Below are 25,068 nucleotides of genomic sequence, written 5' to 3' on the forward strand. Positions count from 1 at the left end.
GCGTCGGTCTGTGCGAGGGGAGGGCTACCCTACCCGCGGAGCGGCTCGGGATAAAGTCTCCGCCTCACGCCAATGGATCAGGTCCGCACCGCCGGCGACTCCACCGCCTCCAGGTTCAGCGCGGCGGCGAGCAGGGCGCGGGTGTACTCCTCGCGCGGGTCCTCGAAGATGCGTTGGGTCGGGCCCTGTTCGACCACCTTGCCGTCCTTCATCACCATGACGTGGCTGGACAGCGCCCGCACCACCCGCAGATCGTGGCTGATGAACAGGTAGGCGAGGTTGTGGCGGGCCTGGATGTCGCGCAGCAAATCGACGATCTGCGCCTGCACCGACATGTCCAATGCCGAGGTCGGCTCGTCCAGCACCACGAATTTCGGCTTCAGCACCAGGGCGCGGGCGATGGCGATGCGCTGGCGCTGGCCGCCGGAGAACTCGTGCGGGTAGCGGTTGCGCGCCTCAGGCGGCAGGCCGACCTCCTCCAGCGCACGGGCGACCATCGCTTCGCGCTCCTTGGCATCGCCGATGCCGTGGATGCCCAACCCCTCGCCGATGATCTGGCCGACCGACAGGCGGGGCGACAGGCTGCCATAGGGGTCCTGGAAGACGATCTGCATCTCGCGTCGCAGGCCGCGCAGGCGCTTCGGCTGCCAGCCCTGGATGTCGGTGCCGTCGAAGCGGATGGCGCCCTCGCTGGCGTGCAGCCGCAGCAGAGCGAGGCCCAGCGTGGTCTTGCCCGATCCCGATTCGCCGACGACGCCGACGGTGTGGCCGCGGCGGACTGCGACGTCGACGCCGTCCACCGCCTTGATATGGCCGACGGTGCGGCGCAGCAGCCCCTTCTTGATCGGGAAATGGACCTTCAGCCGGTCGGCGGCCATCACCTCCGCCGCGTCGTCGGGCGGGTTCAGCGGATTGCCGCGCGGCTCGGCCGACAGCAGCTTCTGCGTGTAGGGATGGCGCGGGCGAATGAACAGGTCGTCGACCTTGGCCTGCTCGACGATCTCGCCCTGGTTCATCACGCAGACGCGGTCGGCCATCTTGCGCACCACGCCGAGATCGTGGGTGATCAGCAGCAGCGCCATGCCGAAGCGGCTCTGCAGATCCTTCAGCAGCGCCAGGATCTGCGCCTGGATGGTGACGTCGAGCGCCGTGGTCGGCTCGTCGGCGATCAGCAGGTCGGGTTCGTTGGCCAGCGCCATGGCGATCATCACGCGCTGGCGTTGGCCGCCCGACAGTTCGTGCGGGTAGGCGGTCAGCCGCTTTTCCGGGTCGGGCAGGCCGACGAGGCGGAGCAGCTCCAGCGTGCGGGCACGGGCGGCGCCGGTCGACAGGCGCTTGTGCAGGACCAGGGTCTCGTTGATCTGCCGCTCGATGCTGTGCAGCGGGTTCAGCGAGGTCATCGGCTCCTGAAAGATCATGGCGATGCGGTTGCCGCGCACCTGCCGCAGGGTGCGCTCGTCGGCGCCCAGCAGCTCGGTGTCGCGGAAGCGGATCGAGCCGGCGGGATGGTGCGCCATCGGGTAGGGCAGCAGCTGCAGGATCGACAGAGCCGTGACCGACTTGCCGGAGCCCGATTCGCCGACGAGCGCCAGCGTCTCGCCCTTCTGGATGTCGAAGGACACGCCCTTGACGGCCTGAGTCGCGCCGCCGCCCGAGCGGAAATCGACGCGCAGGCCCCGCACGGACAGCAGGTCGGGGTTGGGGGGCATGATGGTCATGTCGGCGACCGTCCGCTAAATCCCCCTCTCCCCCCCGGGGAGAGGGTCGGGGTGAGGGGGGAGCACCGCGTGGATTCATGGGGCGACGAGAGACTTCGCGCTTCTTGCAAAGCGACGCAGTGCATCCCCCTCACCCTAACCCTCTCCCCGGGGGGGAGAGGGGACAGGCGGTCGTGGTCAGTGCATGCCATCACTCCGCCGCCTCCTTGCGCGCCGCCGCCGCGGCGGCCTCGTCGCTCGGCGTCGCGGTGGACATCTGGGCGATGGTCTTGCGCGGGTCGAAGGCGTCGCGCACCGCCTCGCCGATGAAGATCAGCAGGCTCAGCATGATCGCCAGCACGAAGAAGGCGGTCAGGCCCAGCCAGGGCGCCTGCAGGTTGGCCTTGCCCTGGGCCAGCAGCTCGCCCAGCGACGGCGAGCCGGGCGGCAGGCCGAATCCCAGGAAGTCCAGCGCGGTCAGGGTGGTGATCGAGCCGTTCAGGATGAAGGGCATGAAGGTCAGCGTCGCCACCATGGCGTTGGGCAGCACATGGCGCACCATGATGGTGACGTCGCCGGCGCCCAGCGCCTTGGCGGCGCGCACATAATCGAGGTTGCGCGCCCGCAGGAACTCCGCCCGCACCACATGGACCAGCGCCGTCCAGGAGAACAGCAGCAGCAGGCCCAGCAGCCACCAGAAGGTCGGCGTCACCACGCTGGCCAGGATGATGAGGAGGAACAGGGTGGGCAGCCCCTGCCAGATCTCGATGAAGCGCTGGAACAGCAGGTCGGTCAGGCCGCCGAAGTACCCCTGCACCGCACCGGCCGCCACGCCGATGACCGACGAGAAGACGGTCAGCACCAGACCGAACAGCACCGAGATGCGGAAGCCGTAGATCAGCCGCGCCACCACGTCGCGCCCCTGGTCGTCGGTGCCCAGCCAGTTGTCGGCAGACGGCGGCGCCGGGGCTGGGACCGGCAGATTGTAGTTGATGGTGCGGTAGCTGTAGGGAATCAGCGGCCAAACCATCCAGCCCTTGGCATTGATCAGGTCGCGGACAAAGGGGTCGCGGTAATCGGTCTCCGTCTCGAACTCCCCGCCGAAGGTGGTCTCGGGGTAGGCGTTGAAGACGGGCCAGTAATAGTGGTTCTCGTACTCGACCACCAAAGGCTTGTCGTTGGCGATGAACTCCGCCCCCAGCGAGACGAAGAACAGCACCAGGAAGATCCAGAAGGACCAGAAGCCGCGGCGGTTCGCCTTGAAATTGGCCAGCCGGCGCCGGGTCAGCGGAGTCATCACACCCTCCGCGATTCGAAGTCGATGCGGGGATCGACCATCACATAGGTGATGTCGCCGACCAGATTCATGATCAGCCCCAGCAGCGTGAAGAAGTACAGCGTGCCGAACATCACCGGATAGTCGCGGTTGATCGCCGCCTCGAAGCCCAGCAGTCCCAGCCCGTCGAGCGAGAAGATCACCTCGATCAGCAGCGCGCCGGTGAACAGGATGCCGATGAAGGCGCCGGGGAAGCCGGCGATGACGATCAGCATGGCGTTGCGGAAGACATGGCCGTACAGCACCCGGTTTTCCGTCAGGCCCTTGGCGCGGGCGGTGATGACGTACTGCTTGCCGATCTCCTCCATGAAGGAGTTCTTGGTCAGCATGGTCAGGCCGGCGAAGCCGCCGATCACCATCGACAGCACCGGCAGCGCCATGTGCCAGAAATAGTCGAGCACCTGTTTGTACCAGGGCAGGTCGCCCCAATTATCCGACACCAGCCCGCGCAAGGGGAACCAGTCGAGATAGCGCCCGCCGGCGAACAGCACGATCAGCAGCACGGCGAACAGGAAGCTGGGGATCGCATAGCCGACGATGACGACGCCGGAGGTCCAGACGTCGAAGGGCTGGCCGTCGCGCACCGCCTTGGCGATACCCAAGGGGATGGAGACCAGATAGACGATCAGCGTCGTCCAGATGCCGAGAGAGATCGACACCGGCATCTTTTCCAGCACCAGATCGACCACCCGGCGGTCGCGGAAGTAGCTGGTGCCGAAATCGAACACGATGTAGTTCGACATCATGTGGATGAAGCGTTCGTGCAGCGGCTTGTCGAAGCCGAATTCCTTCTCCAGCTGCTTGATGAAGGCGGGATCCAGGCCCTGGGCGCCGCGGTACTTGCTGCCGCTGTCGCCGCCGGCCTGGGTCTGGCGCTGGGCGGTGTTGGCGTCGCCGCCGGCCGAGCCGCCGATGCGCGAGGTCGCCTCCACCGCCGTGCCCTGGACACGGGCGATCATCTGCTCGATCGGGCCGCCGGGGGCGATCTGCACGATCAGGAAATTGATCACCATGATCCCGAACAGGGTGGGGATGATCAGCAACAGGCGGCGGATGATGTAAGCCAGCATCGCGGGTGTCCCGACCCTCCCCAATCCTCAAGGAAACGACAGCTTAGACCAGACCGTATTACATGTCAGACCGTTCAGGGTTCCGTGCGGCGTGGGCTGTTGGCCAGCTTCGCGTTCTTTTCCGGATCGACCCACCAGGTGTCCTGGAAGCCCAGGCCGTATTTGGGGGCAACCGCCGGATGGGAGAAACGGTTCCAGTAGGCGACGCGGTACACCGTGTCGTGCCAGTGCGGGATGACGTACCAGTTCCACAGCAGCACGCGGTCGAGCGCGCGGGTGGCGGCGATCAGCGACTCGCGGTCGGGGGCGGCGATCAGCGTCTCCACCAGCTTGTCGACCACCGGGTTCTTGATGCCGATGGCGTTGCGGCTGCCCGGCTGGTCGGCACGCGAGGATTCCCAGTAGTCGCGCTGTTCGTTGCCGGGCGACAACGACTGCGCGAACCGCTCGATGATCATATCGTAATCGAAATTATCGGTGCGGTTCTGGTACTGCGCGCTGTCGACCACGCGGATTTGCGCCTCGATGCCGGCGCGCTCCAGATTGCGGACGAAAGGCTGGACGATGCGTTCCATGTCGGCCTGCACCAGCAGGATCTCGAAGCGGAAGGGCTGGCCCTGGGCGTTGACCAGCTTGCCGTTCTTCAACTCCCAGCCGGCTTCCTTCAGCAGGCCCAGCGCCGTGCGCAGGTTGCCGCGGATGTTGCCGCTGGCGTCGGTCTTCGGCGGCTCGTACGGCTTGGTGAACACCTCGTCCGGGATCTGGCCGCGGAAGGGCTCCAGCAGCTTCAGCTCGGCGGGGGAGGGCAGGCCGGTGGCCGCCAGTTCGGTGTTGGCGAAATAGCTCTTGGTGCGCTGATAGAGGCCGTAGGACAGGTTGGCCCGCGTCCATTCATAGTCGAACAGGTAATTCAGCGCCTCGCGCACCCGGCGGTCCTCGAAGATCGGCCGGCGGATGTTGAACACGAAGGCCTGCATGCCCTGCGGGTCCTGGTGCTTGATCTCCTCCTTGATGATCTGGCCGTTCTGCACCGCCGGAACATTGTAGCCGGTGGTCCAGTTCTTCGACGAGTTCTCCAGCCGGAAATCATAGGCGCCGGCCTTGAACGCCTCGAACGCCACGTCGAGGTCGCGGTAATAGTCGTAGCGGATGCGGTCGAAATTGTAGCGGCCGCGGTTGATCGGCAGGTCCTTCGCCCACCAGTCCTTCACCCGCTCGTAGGTGATGGAGCGGCCGGGCTGCACGTCGACGACCTTGTAGGGGCCGCTGCCGACCAGCGGCTCCAGCGTCGTAGTGGCGAAATCGCGGTTGGCGAAGGCGTGCTTGGGCAGCACTGGCAGCTGACCCATGATGACCGGCAGCTCAGGATTGTTGCCATCCCGGAACGAGAATTTGACCGTGCGCTCGCCTGTCTTCTCCGCCTTCGTTACGTCAGCGTAATAGGTGCGGTAGAGCGGGTGGCCCTTTTCGCGGAGCGTGTCGAAGCTCCAGATCACGTCGTCCACCGTGACCGGCTTGCCGTCCTGGAAACGGGCCTCCGGCCGCAGGGTGAAGGCGACCCAGGTCCGGTCGGGCGCGACCTCGATGCTTTCGGCCAGCAGGCCGTATTCGGTGATCGCCTCGTCGCCGTTGCTGGTGGTCAGCGTCTGGAATGCCAGCCCGGAGCCGGCGGCGGGTTGTCCGCGCAGGATGAAGGGGTTGAGGTTGTCGAAGCCGCCGAAGGCCATCAGCTTGACCTCGCCACCCTTCGGCGCGTCGGGGTTGACGTAGTCGAGATGCTGGAAATCCGGCCCGTATTTCGGCTTGCCGTGCAGGGCCAGGGCGTGGCTGCCCTTATCCTGCGCCACAGCCGGAGTCGCCAGCAGCAGAATCCCCGTCATCGCCGCCGCCATACCGGTGCCCAGCCACCGCATCCGACCCGTCATACCCGATCCCCTCCCTCGCTTGTTTTCGCGAAAACCGTTCAGATGTACGGAGTTAGCCCCGCAATGGGGCGCCATCAAGGCTGCGCCGCCTTACCGGCCGCATCGACCCACCAGGTCGCCGGGAAATTGGTGCTGCGATAATCCTGGTCGTATTTCGGCCAGACCGTGGGATGGGCCAGCCACGCCTTGTGGGCGATCCAGCTTTCCGGGTTGTACCATTGCGGCACCATGTAGAAGCCCCACAGCAGAACGCGGTCGAGCGCGCGGGTGGCGGCCTGGACGCTGTCCAGATCCTTGGCGGCCAGCGCCTTTTCGATCAGCGCGTCGGCCACCGGGTCGTGGATGCCGGAATAATTGGCCGAGCCCTTGGTGCCGGCGGCGGCCGAGCCGAAATAGCCGCGCAGCTCGGTGCCCGGCGGGGTGAAGAAGGCGAGGTTGACGATGATGGCGTCGAAATCGAACTCGTCCAGCCGCGCCTGATACTGCGCGGTGTCGACAAGGCGCAAGGACGCGTCGATGCCGACGCGGCGCAGCGTCTCGACATAGGGCTGGATGACGCGGGTCAGCGCCCCGGTGCCGTCGAGGAACTCGATCGCCATCACCTCGCCGGTCTTCGCATTGGTCAGCTTGCCGTTGCGGACCTCCCAGCCGGCCGCCTTGAACAGGCGGGTCGCCTCGCGCACCTGGGCGCGGTTGTTGCCGCTGCCGTCGGTGGTGGGCAGGGTGAAGGGTTGGGTCAGCACCCGCTCGGACAGTTGCGCCTTGTAGGGGGCCAGCAGCGCCAGCTCCGCCGGGCCGGGCGGTCCCTTCGCCCCGAAGTCGGAGTTGGGGAAGTTGCTGAGCGTGCGCTTGTACTGGCCATACAGGATGTTCTTCTGGATCCAGTCGAAGTCGAACAGCAGGGTCAGCGCCTCGCGCACCTGCGGATCGGCGAACTTGGCGCGCCGGGTGTTCAGGCGGAAGCCTTGGGCGCCGAGGGGCAGTTCGCTCGGCACCTCCAGCGTCTTCACCCGGCCGTCCTTGACGGCGGGGAAGTCGTAGCCGGTGGTCCAGCGCTGCGCCCGGTATTCGCCACGGAAATCATAGGCGCCGGCCTTGAACGCCTCGAACATCACGTCGTCGTCGCGGTAGAAGTCGTCCTTCACCATGTCGAAATTGTAGAAGCCGCGGGCGGTCGGCAGGTCCTTCGCCCACCAATCGGCGACCCGTTCGTAGGTGATGGAGCGGCCGGGATCGACAACCTTGATCCGGTAAGGACCGCTGCCCAGAACCGGCTCCAGTGTCGTCTTGGAGATGTCGCGGCCATTGGCGGTCCACCAATGCTTGGGCTGCGGCGAGAAGGTCGTGGCGAAGTCGATGATCGGCTTGATCTCCCCCGTGCCGGTCAGGGTGATCTTGAAGCGGCGGTCGTCCAGCGCCTCCACCTTGGCGATGTGGTCGAGGAAGGACTTGATGAAGGGGGCGCCGTGGGCCTGGATCGCGTCCCAGGTGAAGACCGCGTCGGCGCTGGTGATCGGCGTGCCGTCATGCCAATGGGCGCCCTGGCGCAGCGTGAAGATCGCCCAGCCGTAATCGTCCGGCACCTCGACGCTTTCCGCCAGATGGGCATAGGCGGCGTCCAGTTCCCAGCCGGACCCGACCATCAGCGTGTCGGAGATCAGCCCCAGCGTGCGCGGCCGTACCCCGCGCAGGATCAGCGTGTTCAGGCTGTCGTAAGTGCCGGGCTGCGATTCGGCCAGCCCGATCGACCCGCCTTTGGGCGCGTCGGGATTGACGTGGGGGAAATGGGTGAAGCCGGGCTTGAATTGCGGCTCGCCGAACTGCTTCAGCGCGGTGACGGTCCGGGTCGCGGCCTGCGCCTGCGTAAGGGCGGCCGGCGCGGCAAGCGTCAGGATCGTGGCGGCAACGGCGAGAAGGCGGCGCATCGGCGGTCCTGTGTGGGGAGCGGACGTTCTGGTTAGATTGCCACGCCCGCTCTACGGTCAAGCGCTATTCCGTCTCAGGCGCTGCGGCCCTGCGCCGACCGCCAGTGGTCGGCCATGCGGTCCATCAACTGGCGATAGCGGCGGTCCTCCCGCATCAGCCGGCGCACCGACTTCCCGTTGCGCGGATCGGCCAGCATCCAGGCCTCCGCCGCCGCCTGATGCTCGGGATGGATCGACAACAGGTAGATGGCCGCCTGTTCCGGGGACGCAATGGCCGTTTCCCTCAGCCCTTCCAGGATGGCGCCGACATAGAGCGGCAGGACCTTGCGGAAATCCTCCGGCCCGCCTTCCGCATCGGTGGGGGTGTCGGAAGAGGCGTCATCGGCCATCAGCGCGCTGCGTTCGGCGGCCGGCAGGGCGAAGAAGGCATCCAGCCCCAGCAGCAGGTCGCAGACGGTCTTCTTGCGCACCATCCAGTTCGACCCGCCCGACACCCGCGCGGCCAGGCTTTCCAGAAAGGGCCGCAGCTTTTCAGGGGACGTTTCGAAGACGGAACGGGCGGGCGGCTCGATGGAGGTCATGATTGCGGCAGTCATCTCGGTGTCCTCAGCCGGCCAGTGCCTTCATGGCCTCCTGGTGGATCAGCGGATCGCCGGCGGCGATCACCCGGCCGCTGGAATTGGCGTCGAGCGGCTTGCCTTCCCAATCCGTCATCAGCCCGCCGGCCCCTGTCACCACCGGCACCAGCGCCGCGAAGTCGTACAGCTTCAGCCCCGACTCGACGACGAGGTCGTAATAGCCCGACGCCAGCAGGCCGTAGGTGTAGCAGTCGCCGCCATAGGCCGCCGTCTTCACCTTGGCGGCGACGCGGCGGTAGGCGTCGTAATCGCTGCCGGGGAACAGATCGGGCGAGGTGGTGCCGAACATGGCGGTGCCCAGCCCGCCGGGGCAGGGGCGGACGCGCACCGGCTGGCCGTTGTGGGTGGTCGGCCGGCCCTCCACGCCGATCCAGCGGTCGCCGACGATGGGCTGGTCGATGATGCCCAGAACCGGGCGGCCATGGTGCAGCAGGGCGATCAGCGTGCCGAAGATCGGCCGGCCGGTGATGAAGGACTTGGTGCCGTCGATGGGGTCGATCACCCACACCCACTCGGCGTCCAGGTTCTTGGTGCCGTGTTCCTCGCCATAGATGCCGTCGTCGGGGCGCTGGCTTTCGATGATGGTGCGGATGACATGCTCCGCCTCGCGGTCGGCGATGGTGACCGGCGAGGCGTCGGCCTTGTCGTCGATGGCGACGGGGGTGCGGAAATAGCGGCGGACGACGCTGCCGCTGGAGTCGGCCAACCGCTGGGCGAGCGCCACCATCGGGGCGGGGCAGGGTTCGGTCATGGTCGCTCCTTGAATGTCTTGTCAATAAGGCTGCCGCATCCTACCGGCCCCCGCCCGCCCCGGAAACCCGAAAGCGCCCTGTCCGGGCTTGAGGCTTCGTGCAGGGGGGCGGTTCCTGCCGCCGCAGGACAGCTACGCCACCGGCGGGGCTTTTCGCCCGGCACGGCTTGTGGCAGCTTCGACCGGCCATGATGAACCGACCCAACATCTACGCCGCCGCGCCGGTCGACCGCGCCTCCCTCCGCCGCAAGGACGAGGATTGGCTGACCGAGGCCTGGCTCGCCCCAGCATCCCGCGTCCTGCCGATCTGGCAGACCAAGAGCTTCGTCGCCGGTCCGCAGGATGCGCCGCGCGCCGTCCTGCTGCCGGCGGAAGGGATGGATGCGGTTCCGATCTTCCTCGGGTTGATGGAGGATGGCGCCCCGCTCTTCACCGTCGACCTGTCGATGGTGGAGGAGCCGGACGCGCTGCCGGCGCTGAAGGGCCATGGCCGCTTCGAGGATCTGCGCGCCACCGGGCCGCTGATGCCGGAGGGGGAAGCGGCGCTGTGCGCCTATGCCCGCGGCATGGTGTGGTGGAACGCCCGCCACCGCTTCTGCGGGGTCTGCGGTTCCCCGGCAGCGTCGGCGGAGGGCGGGCATGTGCGGCTCTGCACCAACCCCGACTGCGCCACCCACCATTTCCCGCGCACCGACCCGGCCGTCATCATGCTGGTGCATGACGGCAGCGACCGTATCGTGCTGGGCCGCCAGAGCCGTTTTCCGCCGGGCATGCATTCGGTGCTGGCCGGCTTCCTGGAGCCGGGCGAAAGCCTGGAGGACACCGTCGCCCGCGAGGTGTTCGAGGAGGTCGGGCTGACCGTGACCGACATCCGGTACCGCTCGTCGCAGCCCTGGCCCTTCCCGTCGTCGCTGATGCTGGGCTTCACCGCGCGGGCCACCAGCTTCGACATCGACACCGGCAACGACGAGCTGGAAAGCGCCCGCTGGTTCGACCGCGACTTCCTGCGCACCCACACCCCGGACGAGACCTTCCGCCTCGCCCGTCCCGACTCGATTGCCCACCGCCTGATCCGGGAATGGATGGCGGAGGGGTGAGGGATCAATGGATGAACAGCTTCACGAAGATGCCGATCTGAAAGGCAAGGACGAAGCCGAGCATCCACTTCATCAGGTTCATGTCGGATTTCAGCCCGCGCTCTTCGGACCTCGGCATATCAGTCGAGGTCCGGATGCGGGCCGGGACCGGGCCAGAAACCACAGTCCAGCGCCTGCCCGCCATAGGGATTGTCCGGCGGGAAGCTGCCGGCGGGGCGGCCCGTCTCCAGCGCCGCCTTTTGGACGGCCCGTTTGTAGATCTTGGCATCCTCCAGCAGGTCGGACAGCAGGGGGCGCAGACTCGGGCTTTCCTCCACCACGTCTTCGATCCGATGGCGCTGCTCGCCGATGGTTCCAAGCCAGCTGCCTGTGCGCATCGCCGGCTGGAATTCGTACTTGAGGAGATGGGTGAGCAGCACTTCAAGCCGGCTGCGCAATTCTTGCCGCTTAGCCTTTCCCATATCCTCCAGCTCTTCGGCCAGGTTGGCGCGATCCAGCGCAGTGAGAGTACCCGAACGAAGCAGCGCCGCTTGGCGCTCGATCCAAGCCACGAAATCCTCGTCGTAAAGCCCGGCGTCCGGTGTGTCTTCCGCGAGCTTGGCCGGCGGAGCCGGACGCTCCGGACGCGGTTTGGACATGCCTCGGATCATGCGCATGGTCGGCCTGACGTACAGCAAGAATTGCGGGGTCCGCAAAGCGTAGCACAGGGCGTCGGGCCGGTCATGCGGCGCATGGAGGGAATGCCGGGTCCCCCCTCAATGCCGCCGCTGCGGCCCAACCGCGCGGGCCGGGGAGCAGCGGCGGTCGAAGGGGTTCGGATGGCGGGTGCAGGTGTCGTTGTAGAGCGTCATCAGCGAGGCCGCTTCGGCCGGACGGCGGCGGTCGGCGCTGCACAGATTGTCCCACACCATCTGGCGGACGGCGGCGTCGCCCCAGGGTTCATGCAGAAGAGAGGCACCCTTTTCCAGGGCGGTCATGAAGGGGAGATGTTCGTGGGCGGCGATCTGCGCCACCTCCTCCGCCTCCAGATTCGCCAACCCGAGGCAATCGTCCATCGTGAGCATGGCAACCTCCATCCGTGGCGCCATGGCCGTCGGCGGGGTTTCACCCGTCAGCCGCCGTGGTGTCTTGTTGTATTCGTGGACTTATGAGTCCGGTCCTTGCCGGTCTTTATTGTATAACAACTTTCGCTAATCATGCCCAGCATCTGCCGGACACGGTCACGGCTAAGTCACGTCACTGCGGCGGAATGACGCGCGACTTGCGGCAGCTGCGAAAAGACTTGCGGCGTTGCGGGAGAGAGACGCCGGGAGGGTGTTAGTCCTCGCCGACGCGCTGGCTTTCCTGATAGCGGAAGGGGTTGGCCGGATAGACGCCGAGGATCTTCACCTCGCGGGCGAAAAAGTCCAGCTCCTCCAGGGCGAGGCGCAGCGGGCGCTCGTCCGGATGGCCCTCCACGTCGGCGTAGAACTGCGTCTGGGTGAAGTGGCCGCCGACCATATAGCTTTCCAGCTTGGTCATGTTGACGCCGTTGGTGGCGAAGCCGCCCATCGCCTTGTAGAGCGCGGCCGGCACGCTGCGGACGCGGAAGACGAAGGTGGTGATCGTCTTGCAGGAGCCCAGCGCCGGCAGCTTCGGCTCGCGCGCCAGGATCAGGAAGCGGGTGGTGTTGTGGGCGGCATCCTCGATCCCGCTCTTCAGGATGTCCAGCCCGTAGATCTCGGCGGCCAGCGACGACGCGATGGCGGCATGGCGCGGGTCGTTCATCGCCGCGATCTCTTTCGCCGCCCCGGCCGTGTCGGCGTGGTTGATCGCCTGCAGCCCCAACTCGCGGATGGCGGTCTGGCACTGCGACAGCGCCTGGATGTGGCTGCGCACGGTCTGGATGCTGTCCAGCGTGGCGCCCTTCGGCGCCAGCAGCTGGTGGTTCACCCGCTGGAAATGCTCGCCGATGATGTGCAGGCCGCCTTCGGGCAGCAGGTAATGGTTGTCGGCGACGCGGCCGGCGATGGAGTTCTCCACCGGAATCATCGCCAGCGAGGCGCGGCCGTCGCGCACCGCCGAAAAGGCATCCTCGAAGGTGGCGCAGGGCATCGTCGTCATGGTCGGCCGCGCATTGCGGCAGGCCAGATCGGAATAGGCGCCGGGGAAGCCCTGGAAGGCGATGATGTTGGTCGTGGGCATGGACAAGGTTCCCCCGGCGGGTCGTGAAGGCGGGTCGGTAAGGCTGTCAGCCGCGCTTGCGGGCGGACAGCATCAGATTTCAGCCGGCCTTGCGGCCGGACAGGAGGGCACAGGCGCGCTCCAGGTCGGCGGGAGTATCGACACCCAGCGGAACCGCGTCAACGACCGCCGCGTCGATGCGCATGCCGTTGGACAGGGCGCGCAGCTGCTCCAGCCGCTCGCGCTGCTCCAGCACCGAGGGCGGCAGCGACACGAAGCGTTCCAGCGCCGCCCGGCGGTAGGCGTAGAGGCCGATGTGGTGATAGAGCGGCCCGTCGCCGGTCGGCGCGGTGGCGCGGGTGAAATAGAGCGCGCGGCCCTGGCGGGCGCCGGGGGGCAGCTCCAGCACCGCCTTGACCACGTTGGGATCGGTGCGCTCCTCCTCCCGCGTGATCTCGACGACCAGCGTGGCGATGTCGACCTCCGGGTCGGCCAGCGGGGCGAAGGCGGCGCGCACGCTCTCCGGCTCGATGGTCGGCAGGTCGCCCTGCACATTGACCACCGCGTCGTGCCGCCCCTCCGGGTCGATCAGCCGCAGCGCCTCGAAGATGCGGTCGGAGCCCGAGGGATGGTCGGGGCGCGTCAGCACCGCGGTGCCGCCGGCGGCCTCGACGGCGCGGGCGATCTCCGGCTCGGCACAGGCGACCACCACCGGGCCGATGGCGGCCTCCATGGCGCGGCGCAGCACATGGACGATCATCGGTGCGCCCAGGACGTCGGCCAGCGGCTTGCCGGGCAGCCGGGTGGAGGCCATGCGCGCCGGGATCACCACGATCGGGTTGGCGGGACGGGTGGGGCTGGAGGCGGTCGACATGGCGCGGAAACTCCGGGTGGGGAGGGGCCGATGGATCACGGAGCCGGATGACGGATCTGCGACGGAACTGGCGCGGGTGAACCACGGCTGCCGGGACGGCGTCAAGGGGCGGCAAAGCCGTTTTGCAGTGCAGCGTAATGCGCAAGCAAATTAAGTGGTTGGTGACTGCGACAAATTTGTATGCGACCTTTTTTCGCGGTCCGCCGGGCTATGACAAGCTTCGGACCGCGGGCTATGGTAGCCGCGGCGCGTTCAGCCGCGGGCGGGAGAAACGCCGAGTGTACTGAAATAGGGAAAAAAGGGGCTCTCAATGAGCATGGAGTGGAACAAGATTTTCGGCGCCGTGCTGCTGGCCGGGCTGATCGCGATGCTGGCCGGATTCGCGTCCAAGGTGCTGGTTCATTCGAAGCCGCTCGAACAGAGCGTCTATGTCATCGCGACGCCCGAGGGGGCCAGCGCGCCCGCCGACAAGGGTGCCGCTCCCGCCGGTCCGGCGCCGATCGCGCCGCTGCTCGCCGCCGCCAGCCCGGAAGCCGGCCAGAAGGTCGCCAAGGCCTGCGCCGCCTGCCACAGCTTCGACAAGGGCGGTGCGGCCAAGGTCGGCCCGAACCTGTACGGCGTCGTCGGCGGTCCGAAGGGCCACATGCAGGGCTTCAGCTATTCCGATGCCCTGGTCAAGACCGGCGGCACCTGGACCTATGACGACCTGAACAAGTTCCTCTACAACCCGAAGGAATATGCTCCGGGCACCAAGATGACCTTCGCCGGCCTGAAGAAGGATGACGACCGCGCCGCCGTCATCGCCTACCTGCGCTCGCTGGCCGACAGCCCGCAGCCGCTGCCGCAATAAGGCAAAAGACACCCGGGCGTCGCCGCGGCCGGAAGAGAACGGCCCCGCTCTCGCAAGGGGGCGGGGCCTTTTTTGTGTGCCGGAGTCGGGCCTACCGCCGCAGGCCGCAGGCGATCTCCAGATAGTCGGGCTCGTTCTCCGGGGTCAGCCGGCCGTGGCGGACCAGGAAGTCGATCACCACGAGGTTGACGTTGAACTTCCAGTCGCCGGTGTTGCGCACCGAGTCGGCCACCCTGTCCAGCGGCCAGAGTTCGAAGCACTCCACCTCGCCGTCGGTGTTGACCGGAGTGACGCCGGGCGGAAGCTCCAGGTCGTAGACGAACAGGCGGTCGCGCTTCAGCCCGGCCGGCGTCTCCATGGTGTAGCTGATGGCGCCGACCGGCACCGCGCGCCGCGCGGTCTCGGCGTCGAGTCCGGCCTCCTCCGCCGCCTCCTTCTCCAGATTCTCAGGCAGGCTCAGGCCGATGGGCTGGCCGCCGGCGACCAGGTTGTCGAACTGGCCCGGCGCCACCTCGCGGTCGCGGGCGCGGCGGCCGACCCACAAGAGCAGGTCTCCGGTTCCATTACCGGCGGCGGCGTCGCGGACGAAGCCGTTGACGTGCAGGCCAAAGGCCTCGATGCCGAAGGCGCCGACGGCGGCGCGGTCCAGCCGGGCCAGCGGCTCCGCCCCCCAGCGCGGCAGGATGGGGTAATATTCCCCGCGCAGCGCGGTGAGCGTGCCCTGCTCCACCAGATAGGCGGCGGCGTGGTCGAGCAGGGTGGAGCGCGCCTCGAAATCCCGGATCTCGGGCGCGATGGTCAGCCGGTCGGCGGTGACGACGAAGCCGGGATCGACGCCGGGCAGCGCCTCGGCCAGGGCATGGCGCACCCAGCCCACGGTGTGGCCGTCCAGCTCGAAGGGGCGGAAGCCGGACAGGTCGTGCGCGTTGCACGCGCGGATGTGATCGAGGAAGCTCATGCGTCCCATCTAAGCGGGGCCGGAGGACCGGCGCAACCGCTCATCCAGGGCACTCCACGCCTCTTGTTTTTGGACATCTTGCGCGGCTCTGGTTGCCATCGTACACAAGTCCGGTCACGAAATGACCCCCGGCGCCAGTCCGCCGGGGCTGGCTCAAGTGAAAGGGCGGGCGTGGTGGCTGACCGGTCGGCGGAGGATGCTGCTGAAGGCACTGGGGCAGGCGGGACGGAGACGCCGTTCGGCGCCCTGTCGGTCCTGGTGATCGAGGACGAGTCCTTCACCCGCATGGTGTTGGCGAAGATGCTGGGCACGCTGGGCGTCAAGGCGGTGCATCAGGCCGCCGACGGCGAGTCGGGTCTCGCCGCCGTCGCCGCCCATTCTCCCGATCTGGTGCTGTGCGACGTGGAAATGCAGCCGATGGACGGTTTCGGCTTCGTCCGCGCGCTCCGCGCCGGCGGCGAGCCGCACCCGCATGCCCTGCCGGTGGTGTTGATGAGCGGGCGCGTCGACGGCGACCGCGAGGCCCAGGCGCGCGACTGCGGCGCCGACGCGGTGCTGGCCAAGCCGGTCACCCCCGCCGGCCTGCGCGACGTCCTGGCCATGGGGCTGGGGACCAGGCTTCCGGCCTGAGCGGGCCTTGCCCGAAAGTCGCGTCTGCCGCCTGTGATTGTCGCTCCCGATGGCGGCGGCCGGCGGGGCGCGGACCCCTCCTTAAAATTTCCCACCCCGTGGCAAGCGTGCCAAGTTATTGAAACAATTCGGCAATCCAGCGGTAATCCCCCACCGCGCCGCGTCATTGCCGCATCCTCACCCAATTTCCGCCTTGTTGATGGGGACGATTGGGACGCAACATGATCTCAAAGAGGGATTGGGCGAGGTATTGAGGCGAGGTGTTACGGAACACCGGCCATACGATACGGCCAGCCGCAATGTCGCTTGCGAGATTTTGTTAAGGTTTGGAGTCCAGCATCGACGGTAAATCCCTGCGCCGTGCTTGGTCGAGGCGGCGCGCTTGCTTGAGGAGGCCGATGGCGTGATCAAGAGGGCCCGATCGAACCGCAATGGATCGACCAGCACTGGGCAACTCTCCCCGACCGGACGGGCAACGACGACTGCCGCCGGATACACGCCGTCTCTCTGCAGAACCGTCACAATCCAATCGCCGAACCTTCCGTACGCGCGGCAAGCACGCGCGCTGGTTGAGCGGGTGCGCTCGCCGCATCGACGCTGGCCGTGGGACCTAGGTCCTATGGCTGAGGCCGGCTCCATGGCGGGCTTTCCGGCTATGGAGCCTGAGTGCCTGGAAAGCTCCAGGTGGAGCATTACATTCAAAAATGACTCGTTCGGGGGTTGCCGCGTCGCAGGACGGACGGCTCCCGGCCTTCACAGGACCGTTCCTTACACCAGACCGCTGGCTTCTACCGCTGAGCGGGGAGGCTGCGGACCCCTTGAGGTCCGCGTCTTCCCTGGAGTGCCCCATGGATCGCGGCATGCGCCGCGGCCTGCCGCCGCAGCCACCGGCGGCGCCCCGGCGCATCGGACCAGATAAGACGGAGCGACGAATGTTCCCGGCCGACGAACTGTTCACGCGCTATACGCAGAATTACGAGACCCGCCGCGAGACCGAGATGTCCTTGATGGACTATCTCCAGATGTGCCGCGACGACCCCATGTCCTACGCCTCGGCCGCCGAACGCATCCTGGCCGCCATCGGCGAACCGGAGGTGGTCGATACGGCCCGCGACCCGCGGCTGGGCCGCATCTTCATGAACCGGACCATCAAGGTCTATCCCGCCTTCTCCGAGTTCTACGGCATGGAGGAGACGATCGAACGGATCGTCGGTTTCTTCCGCCACGCCGCCCAAGGACTGGAGGAGCGCAAGCAGATCCTCTACCTGCTGGGCCCGGTCGGCGGCGGCAAGTCGTCGCTGGCGGAGCGGCTGAAGTCGCTGGTGGAGAAATGCCCGATCTACGTCCTGAAGGCCGGCAAGGAGATCAGCCCGACCTTCGAAAGCCCGCTCGGCCTGTTCAACCCGGACGAGATCGGCGACGAGCTTGAGGAACGCTTCGGGATTCCCAAGCGCCGCCTGACCGGGCTCATGAGCCCGTGGGCGGTCAAGCGCCTCGACGAATTCGGCGGCGACATCAACCGCTTCAAGGTGGTGAAGCTGCATCCCAGCAAGCTGCGCCAGATCGGCGTGACCAAGACCGAGCCGGGCGACGAGAACAACCAGGACATCTCGTCGCTGGTCGGCAAGGTCGACATCCGCAAGCTGGAGATCTACAGCCAGAACGATCCCGACGCCTACAGCTTCTCCGGCGGCCTGAACCGGGCGACCCAGGGCATGCTGGAATTCGTCGAGATGTTCAAGGCCCCGATCAAGATGCTGCACCCCCTGCTGACCGCGACGCAGGAGGGCAACTATGTCGGGTCGGAGAACATCGGCGCCATCCCCTTCCAGGGCGTGATCCTGGCCCACTCCAACGAGGCGGAGTGGCAGACCTTCAAGAACAACAAGAACAACGAAGCCTTCATCGACCGCATCTGCGTAATCAAGGTCCCCTACTGCCTGCGGGTGGCGGAGGAGCAGAAGATCTACGAGAAGCTGGTCCGCAGTTCCGATCTGGCGACCGCGCCCTGCGCCCCGGCGACGCTGGAGATGCTGGCCCGCTTCTCGGTTCTGTCGCGCCTGCGCGAGCATCCGAACAGCAGCTTCTACAGCAAGATGCGGGTCTATGACGGCGAGAGCGTCAAGGAGACCGATCCCAAGGCCAAGTCGATGCAGGAGTACAAGGACCAGGCCGGCGTCGACGAGGGCATGGGCGGCATCTCCACCCGCTTCGCCTTCAAGGTCCTGGCTTCGACCTTCAACTACGACTCGACGGAGATCTCCGCCGATCCGGTGCATCTGATGTATGTGCTGGAACAGGCGATCAAGCGCGAACAGTTCCCGGAGGAGACGGAGAAGAAGTACGTCGAGTTCATCAAGGCCGAACTCGCCCCGCGCTATGCCGAGTTCATCGGCAACGAGATCCAGAAGGCCTATCTGGAATCCTACTCCGACTACGGCCAGAACCTGTTCGACCGCTATGTGGACTATGCCGACGCCTGGATCGAGGATCAGGACTTCAAGGATCCCGACACCGGCCAGCTGATGAACCGCGAGCTGCTGAACCAGGAGCTGACCAAGATCGAGAAGCCGGCGGGCATCGCCAACCCGAAGGACTTCCGCAACGAGGTGGTGAAGTTCGCCCTTCGGGCGAGGGCCGCCAATGCCGGACGCAACCCGTCCTGGACCTCCTACGAGAAGATCCGCGAGGTGATCGAGAAGCGGATGTTCAGTCAGGTCGAGGACCTGCTGCCGGTCATCAGCTTCGGCTCGAAGAAGGACGGCGAGACCGAGAAGAAGCACACCGAGTTCGTCTCGCGCATGATGTCGCGCGGCTACACCGAGCGGCAGGTCCGCCGGCTGGTCGAGTGGTACATGCGGGTCAAGCAGGCGGGCTGAGGGGAAGCGGTCCGACAGGGCGCTTAATTGCCGCGGGGCGGGGTGTTGCAACGCCCCGCGGCGACCCCACTGTCATAGAATGCTGTCAGAGTTCGAAGGCCGCGTGACGAAACGGGTGGGAGGGCCAGCCTCTTGATGAACATCATCGACCGTCGCCTGAACCCGCAGGGCAAGAGCCTGGCCAACCGCCAGCGCTTCCTGCGCCGTGCCAAGGAACAGGTGGTCAAGGCGGTCCGCGACGCCTCCGGCAAACGGGGCATCCAGGATATCGAGAACGGCGAGAAGGTGACGATCGCCGCCGGCGGGGTGCGCGAGCCGTCCTTCCACCGCGCCTCGCAAGGCGGGGTGCGCGACTATGTCGTGCCCGGCAACAAGGAATATGTGGAAGGCGACACCATCCAGCGCCCGGACGGCGGCGGTGGCGGCCGCGGCAGCGAGGGCAGCGCCGACGGCGAGGGCGAGGACGAGTTCCGCTTCGTCCTTTCGCGCGACGAGTTCCTGGACATCTTCCTGGAGGATCTGGAGCTTCCCGATCTGGTGAAGCAGAAGGTCAAGCAGTCGGAATCGCACACGCTGACGCGGGCCGGCTATTCGGTGTCGGGCTCGCCTGCCAACCTGAACCTCGTCCGCACGATGCGGAACAGCCTGTCGCGGCGCATCGCGCTGAAGCGCCCCAAGCGCGACGAGATCCGCGAACTGGAAGAGATGCTGCGCGAGGCGGAGGAGGCCGGCGAGGATGCCGACCAGATCCAGGCGCTGCGCGAACAGCTGGAACACATCGTCCTGCGCTCCAAGCGCATTCCCTTCATCGACCCGATCGACGTGCGGTTCAACCGGTTCGAGACGGTGCCGAAGCCGATCGCCCAGGCGGTGATGTTCTGCCTGATGGACGTGTCGGGGTCGATGACCGAGCACATGAAGGATCTGGCCAAGCGCTTCTTCATGCTGCTGTACCTGTTCCTGAAGCGGCGCTACCGGTCGGTCGACATCGTCTTCATCCGCCACACCCACGAGGCCAAGGAGGTGGACGAGGAAACCTTCTTCTACTCCACCGAGACCGGCGGCACCGTGGTGTCGACGGCGCTGGAGGAGATGCAGAAGGTCGTGCAGGACCGTTACCCGCACAATGAATGGAACATCTACGCCGCCCAGGCGTCGGACGGCGACAACATGTCGTCGGACAACGCCAAGTCGGCGACCCTGCTGCGCGACGCCATCCTGCCGATGTGCCAGTATTTCGCCTACATCGAGGTGGCGGCGGAACACAACATGGGCCTGTCGGCGCTGGGCCGGGAGACCGAGCTGTGGCGCACCTACAAGCAGGTGCAGAGCCCGGAACGCCCGCTGGCGATGCGCCGCGTCCGCTCCCGCCGGGAGATCTTCCCGGTCTTCCGCGAGCTGTTCGCCCGCGAGAAGGCGGGGGCTTAAGGGGACATGAGGACAACGCCGCCCCCATCCCCTATTGGGAGGCCGGGGGCGGCAGGGGGAGATCGAGAATGACGGCTGTGATCACCAGACCCGACGCGCTGCTGTATGACGGCGTCGAGTGGGATTACGACAAGATCAAGCGCGTCTATGACGCCGTCGAGCATATCGCGCTGAAGGAGATGGGCCTCGACGTCTATCCCAACCAGATCGAGGTCATCACCGCCGAGCAGATGCTCGACGCCTACTCGTCCATCGGCATGCCGCTGATGTACAAGCATTGGTCCTTCGGCAAGCATTTCGCCCGCGACGAGATGATGTACCGCAAGGGCTATCGCGGCCTCGCCTACGAGATCGTCATCAATTCCAGCCCCTGCATCAGCTACATCATGGAAGAGAACACCATGACGATGCAGACGCTGGTGATCGCGCATGCCGCCTTCGGCCACAATCATTTCTTCAAGAACAACCAGCTGTTCCAGCAATGGACCGATGCCGAGGGCATCCTGGACTATCTGGAATTCGCCAAGACCTACATCACCCATTGCGAGGAACGCTACGGCCACGCCGCGGTGGAGCGGGTGCTGGACGCCGCCCATGCGCTGATGAGCCAGGGCGTGCACAAATATCCGAAGAAGCGCTCCGACCTGCGGACGGAGCAGCGGCGCGAGCGCGAGCGGCAGGAATATCAGGACCAGACCTTCAACGACCTGTGGCGCACCGTGCCCAAGACCGCCGCCGGCCCGCGACCCAGCAAGTCCGTGTCGGAGCGCAAGAAGCTGCTAGGGCTGCCGGAAGAGAACATCCTTTATTTCCTGGAGAAGAAGGCGCCACGGCTGGAGCATTGGCAGCGCGAGATACTGCGCATCGTCCGCCACATCTCGCAGTATTTCTATCCGCAGAAGCAGACCAAGGTGATGAACGAGGGCTGCGCCACCTACGTCCATTACCAGATCATGAGCCGCCTGCACGAGACCGGCCAGATCAGCGAAGGCGCCTTCCTGGAGTTCCTGCACTCCCACACCTCGGTGGTGTTCCAGCCGGAATTCGACGACAAGCGCTTCTCCGGCCTGAACCCCTATGCGATCGGCTTCGCGATGATGCAGGACATCGCCCGCATCGCCGAGAAGCCGACGGACGAGGACCGCCAATGGTTCCCCGACCTCGCCGGACAGGGCGACGGCATGGCGGCGGTGCGCGAGGCCTGGGCCAATTTCCGTGACGAGAGCTTCATCCTGCAATATCTCAGCCCGCACCTGATGCGGAAGCTGAAGCTGTTCAGCGTGCGCGACGATGCGGAAGACCCCTATCTGCTGGTCGATCACATCCACAACGAGCGCGGCTATCGCGACATCCGCAAGAAGCTGGCCCGCCAGTACGACCTGGGCTATCTGGAGCCGGACATCCAGATCGTCGACGTCGATCTTGCCGGCGACCGCAAGCTGATCCTGCAGCACCGCGTCACCAACGGCGTGCTGCTGGACGAGAGCGACGCCAAGGCGGTGCTGCGCCACATCGCCAATTTGTGGGGCTATGAAGTGCAGCTGATCGAGGTTTCGGCGATCTCCGAAGCGATCCTGAAGGAACATGCCGTGACGGCGCCCAGCGGGATCGGCGTGATGTGACGTAAAGGACCGGCTCCGCTACACTGCCGCCCATGCCAATATGGGGGGAACGATGTCGGCGGATCTGTTGGGCGGAGCGGGGCCGGTCGGACTGGTCAGGGCGAGGCACGGCCTGATGATGTACCGGCGCACCGACAGCGTCGTCGGCCGGTCGCTGGACTATTACGGCGAGTATTTCGAGCAGGAGGTCGCGCTGTTCCGCCAGTGCGTCCGGGCGGGGGACCGGGTGATCGACGTCGGCGCCAACATCGGCGCCCACACGGTGGCGCTGGCCCGGCTGGTCGGCCCCACCGGCCGGGTTCTGGCGCTGGAGCCCATCGACGCCAACCATCGGCTGCTGTGCGGCAATCTGGCGCTGAACGGGCTGGACTGGGCGGACGGCATGCTGGCCGCCGCCGGGTCCGCCGATGGGGTGCTGCATCTTGCCGGCGTGGCGATGGACGCCGAGGGCAATTACGGCGCGCTGTCGCTGGACGCCTTGGCCGGCGACCGGCCGGTGCCGGTTCATCGATTGGATGGCCTGGCTCCTGACGGGGCCGGCCGCATCCGTCTGATCAAGATCGATGTCGAGGGGATGGAGGCCGAGGTCCTGGAGGGCGCGCGCGGCCTGATCGCCCGCGACCGTCCGGTCCTTTATGTGGAGAACGACCGGCCGGACAAGTCGGCGGACCTGATCCGCCTGCTGGGGGAGCTGGGCTATGCCTGTTACTGGTATCTGCCCGCCTTCCACAATCCCGCCAATTTCGCCGGCCGGTCTGAGCCGATCTTCGGCCATGGGCTGGTCGACAACGGCACGGAGATCCGCGGGCTCGGCATGGGGATCAACCTGTTCTGCCTGCCGGCCGAGGCGGGCGCGCGCATCAACGGCCTGCTGCCCGTCGCCGATCCGGACGAACATCCGCTGCGTCGCGGCCATAACGGGCGCTTTATCGGCGGTTGAGGGCGGTCAGCGCTCCGGTTCCGGCTTGATGCCGGCTTCCTTCATGGCGTGTATCAGATCCAGCATCACGGTGCTGATGTCCGGGAAGGACAGCGCCACGGCGCGGCGGTCGGGGTCGAGGCGCACCACATGCGCGATCTGCCGGCCGCCGACGCGATGGCTGGTCTTATCGGGACCGACGGTCTCCGGTATTTCCGGGCAATGCAGGTCCAGCCGCAGCTTGCCGCCGACGGCGTGGGCGAACTCCTCCGGCGGCAGGTCGACCAGCAGGCCGCGGGTCGACCAGTTGATCGTCGTGCAGCGCCGCCCCTCCGCCTCCACCGCCAGGACCGGGTCCATATAGCGGATGGCGCGGCGGCGCTCGATGCCGTTGGGCGGTTTGGCGCCGACGTCGTGCTGGTCCAGCTTGTGTTTGGCCGCCTGCTTGGTGCGGTCGTCCACCCCGTCCTTGCTGGTCATCAGCGTCGCCTGCACGCGCCGCTCGACGCCGTGGCGGAACTCGTCGTCGGCGCCGAAGCGCAGGGCCTTGGCGAAATGGTCCTTGGCCTGGGTCAGCAGCGCGTTGCGCCCCTTCTCGTCACCGCGATGGCCGCAGCGCTCGGCCTGGATCAGCAGCGAATCGACACTGCGCTGATAGGCGCCGCGCTGGATGGCGCGGGTCATTTCGCGGAACTCGGCGGCGCGCAGGCTGGGGAATTCCCGCGTCTTCAGCAGCCCGGCCATGGCTTCCGCCAGCGAATCGACGCGGGCGGGGTCGCCGGTCTCCGCCTCCCGGCGCAGGGTCCGTATCGCTTCCTCCGCCTTGCGAAGCAGCTGATCTTCCAGTTTCCGGCGCTGGTCGGCGTCCATCACGGGCATGGCGCGGCCCTCCACGGGGGCGGTTTCATAAGAATACAGCAGGTCGCCGGCGGGTGACAGCCGACAGTTGTGGTTAACGGCCCACCTGCGGGGCGCCCCAGTAGGAGCGGACCCGATTTTCCTTTGCCTTGTGAGTGCCTTCTTATCTGTGGTGACACACGGGACGGGTAGCGGGAGTGGGCGGGTGATGGGCAGGAACAAGAATGAGATGGCGGAAACCGAACTGGATTTGCTGAGCGCCGCCCTGACCGGCCTGCTGGGGGAGCAGAGCGCGAGCCCCGCCCCGGCCGGGACCGCCATTGTCGCCTTCCTCCGTGGCCGGGGCGCCGACGCGGAGCCGGTGCGCACGCTGGTGCTGCGGCCGAAGCCCGTGCGCGGTGCGGCGGCGGCCGACTTGGCCGGCCGGCGCGCCCTGGTCTACAGCCTGACCAAGACGATCCTCGCCGCCGCCGTGCTGCGGCTGGCCGCGCGCGGCGTGATCGACCTCGACGGGCCGGCGGAGCGCTGGCTGCCGGAACTGGCCGGGCGGCCGGACCCGGTCAGCGTCGCACAGATCCTGACCCACCGCGCCGGGCTGCCCGATTACGGCGGCCGGGCAGACTACCACGCCGCCGTCGCCGCCGGCGCGGAACCCTGGAGCGGCGACGAGTTCCTCGCCCGCTGCGGCGTTGCCCAGGGCGAAGGACCGCCGGCCGGGCGCTTCGCCTATTCCAACATCGGCTATCTGCTGATCGCCCGGCTGCTGGAGCGCGCCGGCGGCGCCCCGCTGGCGGAACTGCTGGCGCGCGAGGTCTTCGGCCCGCTCGGCCTGTCCAGTGCCTCGCTTCTGCACGACCGGGCCGACCTCGCCGGGCTGTTCTTCGGTCCAAGCCCGACCTTCGGCGGGGCGCCGGTGGAGAAGGCCTATCATCCCGGCTGGGTGTCGCACGGGGTGGTGGCGATGACGGCGGCGGATGCCTGCCGCCTCGTTCACGGCCTGACCGAGGACTATCTGCCGGAGGCGTTGCTGCGGCGGATGCTGGACGGGCTGCCGGTCGGCGGGCCGATGGGCGGGCGGCCCTGGGTCGAGCCTTCCTATGGGCTCGGCATGATGGTGGAGTTGGATCCGGTGGCCGGACCCTATTGGGGCCACACCGGCGGTGGGCCGGGGGTAACGCCCGCCGCTTTCCATGCGCCGGGGCCGGTTCCGGTCTCCGTCGCCGTCTTCCTGGACGGCGAGGACGGCAACCTCGCCGAATGGATGGCGGTGGAGGTTCTGCACCGGTTGCGCGGCGTGCGATAGGGCGGCACGCGACACGGCTCCTGCTTGTTCGGCCCCTGCTTGTTCAGGAGGATGGCGATCCCATCTCCTCTCCAGGGGACAATCCCCCGCTACCCGGCGTAGACTCAGGGCAGCGGCGGTGCCGGGCGAAACCGGCCACCGGGAC

General features: G+C 66.9%; 21 protein-coding genes. 8 read left to right on the forward strand and 13 right to left on the reverse strand.

The features are described 5' to 3' along the window. Positions 1 to 77: 77 nt before the first annotated feature. The 7 genes from PWS46_RS01280 to hisN form a co-directional block, all read right to left on the reverse strand. Positions 78 to 1,718, reverse strand: coding sequence for an ABC transporter ATP-binding protein (locus PWS46_RS01280; RefSeq protein ID WP_434617023.1), 1,641 nt, complete (start codon positions 1,716 to 1,718; stop codon positions 78 to 80). A 190-nt stretch (positions 1,719 to 1,908) separates the two neighbouring features. Then, a complete protein-coding gene (locus tag PWS46_RS01285) occupies positions 1,909 to 2,994 on the reverse strand; it encodes an ABC transporter permease (protein WP_434617026.1) in 1,086 nt (361 codons plus the stop codon). Continuing rightward, entirely contained in the window at positions 2,994 to 4,103 is a 1,110-nt protein-coding gene (locus tag PWS46_RS01290) for a microcin C ABC transporter permease YejB (RefSeq protein WP_295834698.1), read from the reverse strand. The genes PWS46_RS01285 and PWS46_RS01290 overlap by 1 nt, the downstream gene beginning before the upstream one ends. A gap of 74 nt (positions 4,104 to 4,177) precedes the next feature. Continuing rightward, complete coding sequence (locus PWS46_RS01295; RefSeq protein ID WP_434617031.1) at positions 4,178 to 6,028, reverse strand: extracellular solute-binding protein; 1,851 nt, start codon at positions 6,026 to 6,028, stop codon at positions 4,178 to 4,180. 74 nt (positions 6,029 to 6,102) lie between these two features. Beyond that, positions 6,103 to 7,953, reverse strand: coding sequence for an extracellular solute-binding protein (locus PWS46_RS01300; RefSeq protein ID WP_434617034.1), 1,851 nt, complete (start codon positions 7,951 to 7,953; stop codon positions 6,103 to 6,105). Between the two features lie 74 nt (positions 7,954 to 8,027). Next, positions 8,028 to 8,549 (reverse strand): hypothetical protein, encoded by a 522-nt coding sequence (locus PWS46_RS01305; RefSeq protein ID WP_434617037.1) that lies wholly within the window; start codon positions 8,547 to 8,549, stop codon positions 8,028 to 8,030. A 10-nt stretch (positions 8,550 to 8,559) separates the two neighbouring features. Next, positions 8,560 to 9,342, reverse strand: a complete 783-nt coding sequence (gene hisN / locus PWS46_RS01310) for a histidinol-phosphatase (RefSeq protein ID WP_434617040.1) — start codon at positions 9,340 to 9,342, stop codon at positions 8,560 to 8,562. Between the two features lie 188 nt (positions 9,343 to 9,530). On the opposite strand from hisN, the gene nudC reads away from it, so the two are divergent. Further along, positions 9,531 to 10,439 carry an NAD(+) diphosphatase gene (gene nudC, locus PWS46_RS01315; RefSeq protein ID WP_434617043.1) on the forward strand — a complete coding sequence of 303 codons (909 nt, stop codon included), beginning with the start codon at positions 9,531 to 9,533 and terminating at the stop codon, positions 10,437 to 10,439. Between the two features lie 119 nt (positions 10,440 to 10,558). Here the strand turns inward: nudC and PWS46_RS01320 are convergent, their stop codons facing one another. From PWS46_RS01320 to PWS46_RS01335, 4 genes are all read right to left on the reverse strand, one after another. Continuing rightward, complete coding sequence (locus PWS46_RS01320; protein WP_434617045.1) at positions 10,559 to 11,077, reverse strand: DUF29 domain-containing protein; 519 nt, start codon at positions 11,075 to 11,077, stop codon at positions 10,559 to 10,561. A gap of 117 nt (positions 11,078 to 11,194) precedes the next feature. Further along, positions 11,195 to 11,503 carry a hypothetical protein gene (locus PWS46_RS01325; RefSeq protein WP_085090585.1) on the reverse strand — a complete coding sequence of 103 codons (309 nt, stop codon included), beginning with the start codon at positions 11,501 to 11,503 and terminating at the stop codon, positions 11,195 to 11,197. Positions 11,504 to 11,756: 253 nt separating this feature from the next. Continuing rightward, positions 11,757 to 12,623 carry a prephenate dehydratase gene (locus tag PWS46_RS01330; protein WP_434617048.1) on the reverse strand — a complete coding sequence of 289 codons (867 nt, stop codon included), beginning with the start codon at positions 12,621 to 12,623 and terminating at the stop codon, positions 11,757 to 11,759. Positions 12,624 to 12,702: 79 nt separating this feature from the next. Then, positions 12,703 to 13,476: a 3-deoxy-manno-octulosonate cytidylyltransferase gene (locus PWS46_RS01335; protein ID WP_434617051.1), complete on the reverse strand. Its 774-nt coding sequence runs from the start codon at positions 13,474 to 13,476 to the stop codon at positions 12,703 to 12,705. 310 nt (positions 13,477 to 13,786) lie between these two features. Between PWS46_RS01335 and PWS46_RS01340 the strand changes: the two genes are divergently transcribed. Further along, positions 13,787 to 14,326, forward strand: coding sequence for a c-type cytochrome (locus tag PWS46_RS01340; RefSeq protein ID WP_434617054.1), 540 nt, complete (start codon positions 13,787 to 13,789; stop codon positions 14,324 to 14,326). 91 nt (positions 14,327 to 14,417) lie between these two features. Here PWS46_RS01340 and PWS46_RS01345 read toward each other — a convergent pair whose 3' ends face one another. Further along, entirely contained in the window at positions 14,418 to 15,284 is an 867-nt protein-coding gene (locus tag PWS46_RS01345; RefSeq protein ID WP_434617057.1) for a DUF4743 domain-containing protein, read from the reverse strand. Positions 15,285 to 15,458: 174 nt separating this feature from the next. Here PWS46_RS01345 and PWS46_RS01350 point away from each other — a divergent pair, with 174 nt between their 5' ends. The 5 genes from PWS46_RS01350 to PWS46_RS01370 all read left to right on the forward strand — a co-directional run bounded on the left by PWS46_RS01350 (position 15,459) and on the right by PWS46_RS01370 (position 22,783). Next, on the forward strand, positions 15,459 to 15,914 hold the full coding sequence (locus PWS46_RS01350; RefSeq protein WP_434617060.1) for a response regulator: 456 nt from the start codon (positions 15,459 to 15,461) through the stop codon (positions 15,912 to 15,914). Between the two features lie 932 nt (positions 15,915 to 16,846). Further along, a complete protein-coding gene (locus PWS46_RS01355; protein ID WP_434617063.1) occupies positions 16,847 to 18,793 on the forward strand; it encodes a PrkA family serine protein kinase in 1,947 nt (648 codons plus the stop codon). Positions 18,794 to 18,928: 135 nt separating this feature from the next. Further along, positions 18,929 to 20,221, forward strand: coding sequence for a YeaH/YhbH family protein (locus PWS46_RS01360; RefSeq protein WP_434620039.1), 1,293 nt, complete (start codon positions 18,929 to 18,931; stop codon positions 20,219 to 20,221). 68 nt (positions 20,222 to 20,289) lie between these two features. Beyond that, positions 20,290 to 21,843 carry a SpoVR family protein gene (locus PWS46_RS01365; protein ID WP_434617066.1) on the forward strand — a complete coding sequence of 518 codons (1,554 nt, stop codon included), beginning with the start codon at positions 20,290 to 20,292 and terminating at the stop codon, positions 21,841 to 21,843. A gap of 52 nt (positions 21,844 to 21,895) precedes the next feature. After that, positions 21,896 to 22,783 carry an FkbM family methyltransferase gene (locus PWS46_RS01370; protein ID WP_434617069.1) on the forward strand — a complete coding sequence of 296 codons (888 nt, stop codon included), beginning with the start codon at positions 21,896 to 21,898 and terminating at the stop codon, positions 22,781 to 22,783. 6 nt (positions 22,784 to 22,789) lie between these two features. On the opposite strand, the gene PWS46_RS01375 is transcribed toward PWS46_RS01370, so the two are convergent. Beyond that, positions 22,790 to 23,641, reverse strand: coding sequence for a hypothetical protein (locus PWS46_RS01375; protein ID WP_434617072.1), 852 nt, complete (start codon positions 23,639 to 23,641; stop codon positions 22,790 to 22,792). A 187-nt stretch (positions 23,642 to 23,828) separates the two neighbouring features. Here PWS46_RS01375 and PWS46_RS01380 point away from each other — a divergent pair, with 187 nt between their 5' ends. Beyond that, positions 23,829 to 24,923 carry a serine hydrolase domain-containing protein gene (locus tag PWS46_RS01380; protein ID WP_434617075.1) on the forward strand — a complete coding sequence of 365 codons (1,095 nt, stop codon included), beginning with the start codon at positions 23,829 to 23,831 and terminating at the stop codon, positions 24,921 to 24,923. Positions 24,924 to 25,068 lie beyond the last annotated feature (145 nt).

The sequence above is a fragment of the Azospirillum sp. B2RO_4 genome (assembly GCF_051124815.1).
Lineage (GTDB): Bacteria > Pseudomonadota > Alphaproteobacteria > Azospirillales > Azospirillaceae > Azospirillum.

Excerpts from the sequence above, each read along its gene's own strand:
- PWS46_RS01370 (WP_434617069.1), top strand. The coding sequence starts at position 21,896 with ATGTCGGCGGATCTGTTGGGCGGAGCGGGGCCGGTCGGACTGGTCAGG.
- nudC (WP_434617043.1), top strand. The coding sequence starts at position 9,531 with ATGATGAACCGACCCAACATCTACGCCGCCGCGCCGGTCGACCGCGCC.
- PWS46_RS01300 (WP_434617034.1), bottom strand. The coding sequence starts at position 7,953 with ATGCGCCGCCTTCTCGCCGTTGCCGCCACGATCCTGACGCTTGCCGCG.
- PWS46_RS01340 (WP_434617054.1), top strand. The coding sequence starts at position 13,787 with ATGAGCATGGAGTGGAACAAGATTTTCGGCGCCGTGCTGCTGGCCGGG.
- PWS46_RS01305 (WP_434617037.1), bottom strand. The coding sequence starts at position 8,549 with ATGACTGCCGCAATCATGACCTCCATCGAGCCGCCCGCCCGTTCCGTC.
- PWS46_RS01285 (WP_434617026.1), bottom strand. The coding sequence starts at position 2,994 with ATGACTCCGCTGACCCGGCGCCGGCTGGCCAATTTCAAGGCGAACCGC.
- PWS46_RS01280 (WP_434617023.1), bottom strand. The coding sequence starts at position 1,718 with ATGACCATCATGCCCCCCAACCCCGACCTGCTGTCCGTGCGGGGCCTG.
- PWS46_RS01335 (WP_434617051.1), bottom strand. The coding sequence starts at position 13,476 with ATGTCGACCGCCTCCAGCCCCACCCGTCCCGCCAACCCGATCGTGGTG.
- PWS46_RS01295 (WP_434617031.1), bottom strand. The coding sequence starts at position 6,028 with ATGACGGGTCGGATGCGGTGGCTGGGCACCGGTATGGCGGCGGCGATG.
- PWS46_RS01380 (WP_434617075.1), top strand. The coding sequence starts at position 23,829 with ATGGGCAGGAACAAGAATGAGATGGCGGAAACCGAACTGGATTTGCTG.
- PWS46_RS01290 (WP_295834698.1), bottom strand. The coding sequence starts at position 4,103 with ATGCTGGCTTACATCATCCGCCGCCTGTTGCTGATCATCCCCACCCTG.
- PWS46_RS01360 (WP_434620039.1), top strand. The coding sequence starts at position 18,929 with ATGAACATCATCGACCGTCGCCTGAACCCGCAGGGCAAGAGCCTGGCC.
- PWS46_RS01375 (WP_434617072.1), bottom strand. The coding sequence starts at position 23,641 with ATGCCCGTGATGGACGCCGACCAGCGCCGGAAACTGGAAGATCAGCTG.
- PWS46_RS01325 (WP_085090585.1), bottom strand. The coding sequence starts at position 11,503 with ATGCTCACGATGGACGATTGCCTCGGGTTGGCGAATCTGGAGGCGGAG.
- PWS46_RS01365 (WP_434617066.1), top strand. The coding sequence starts at position 20,290 with ATGACGGCTGTGATCACCAGACCCGACGCGCTGCTGTATGACGGCGTC.
- PWS46_RS01320 (WP_434617045.1), bottom strand. The coding sequence starts at position 11,077 with ATGTCCAAACCGCGTCCGGAGCGTCCGGCTCCGCCGGCCAAGCTCGCG.
- PWS46_RS01330 (WP_434617048.1), bottom strand. The coding sequence starts at position 12,623 with ATGCCCACGACCAACATCATCGCCTTCCAGGGCTTCCCCGGCGCCTAT.
- PWS46_RS01345 (WP_434617057.1), bottom strand. The coding sequence starts at position 15,284 with ATGAGCTTCCTCGATCACATCCGCGCGTGCAACGCGCACGACCTGTCC.
- hisN (WP_434617040.1), bottom strand. The coding sequence starts at position 9,342 with ATGACCGAACCCTGCCCCGCCCCGATGGTGGCGCTCGCCCAGCGGTTG.
- PWS46_RS01355 (WP_434617063.1), top strand. The coding sequence starts at position 16,847 with ATGTTCCCGGCCGACGAACTGTTCACGCGCTATACGCAGAATTACGAG.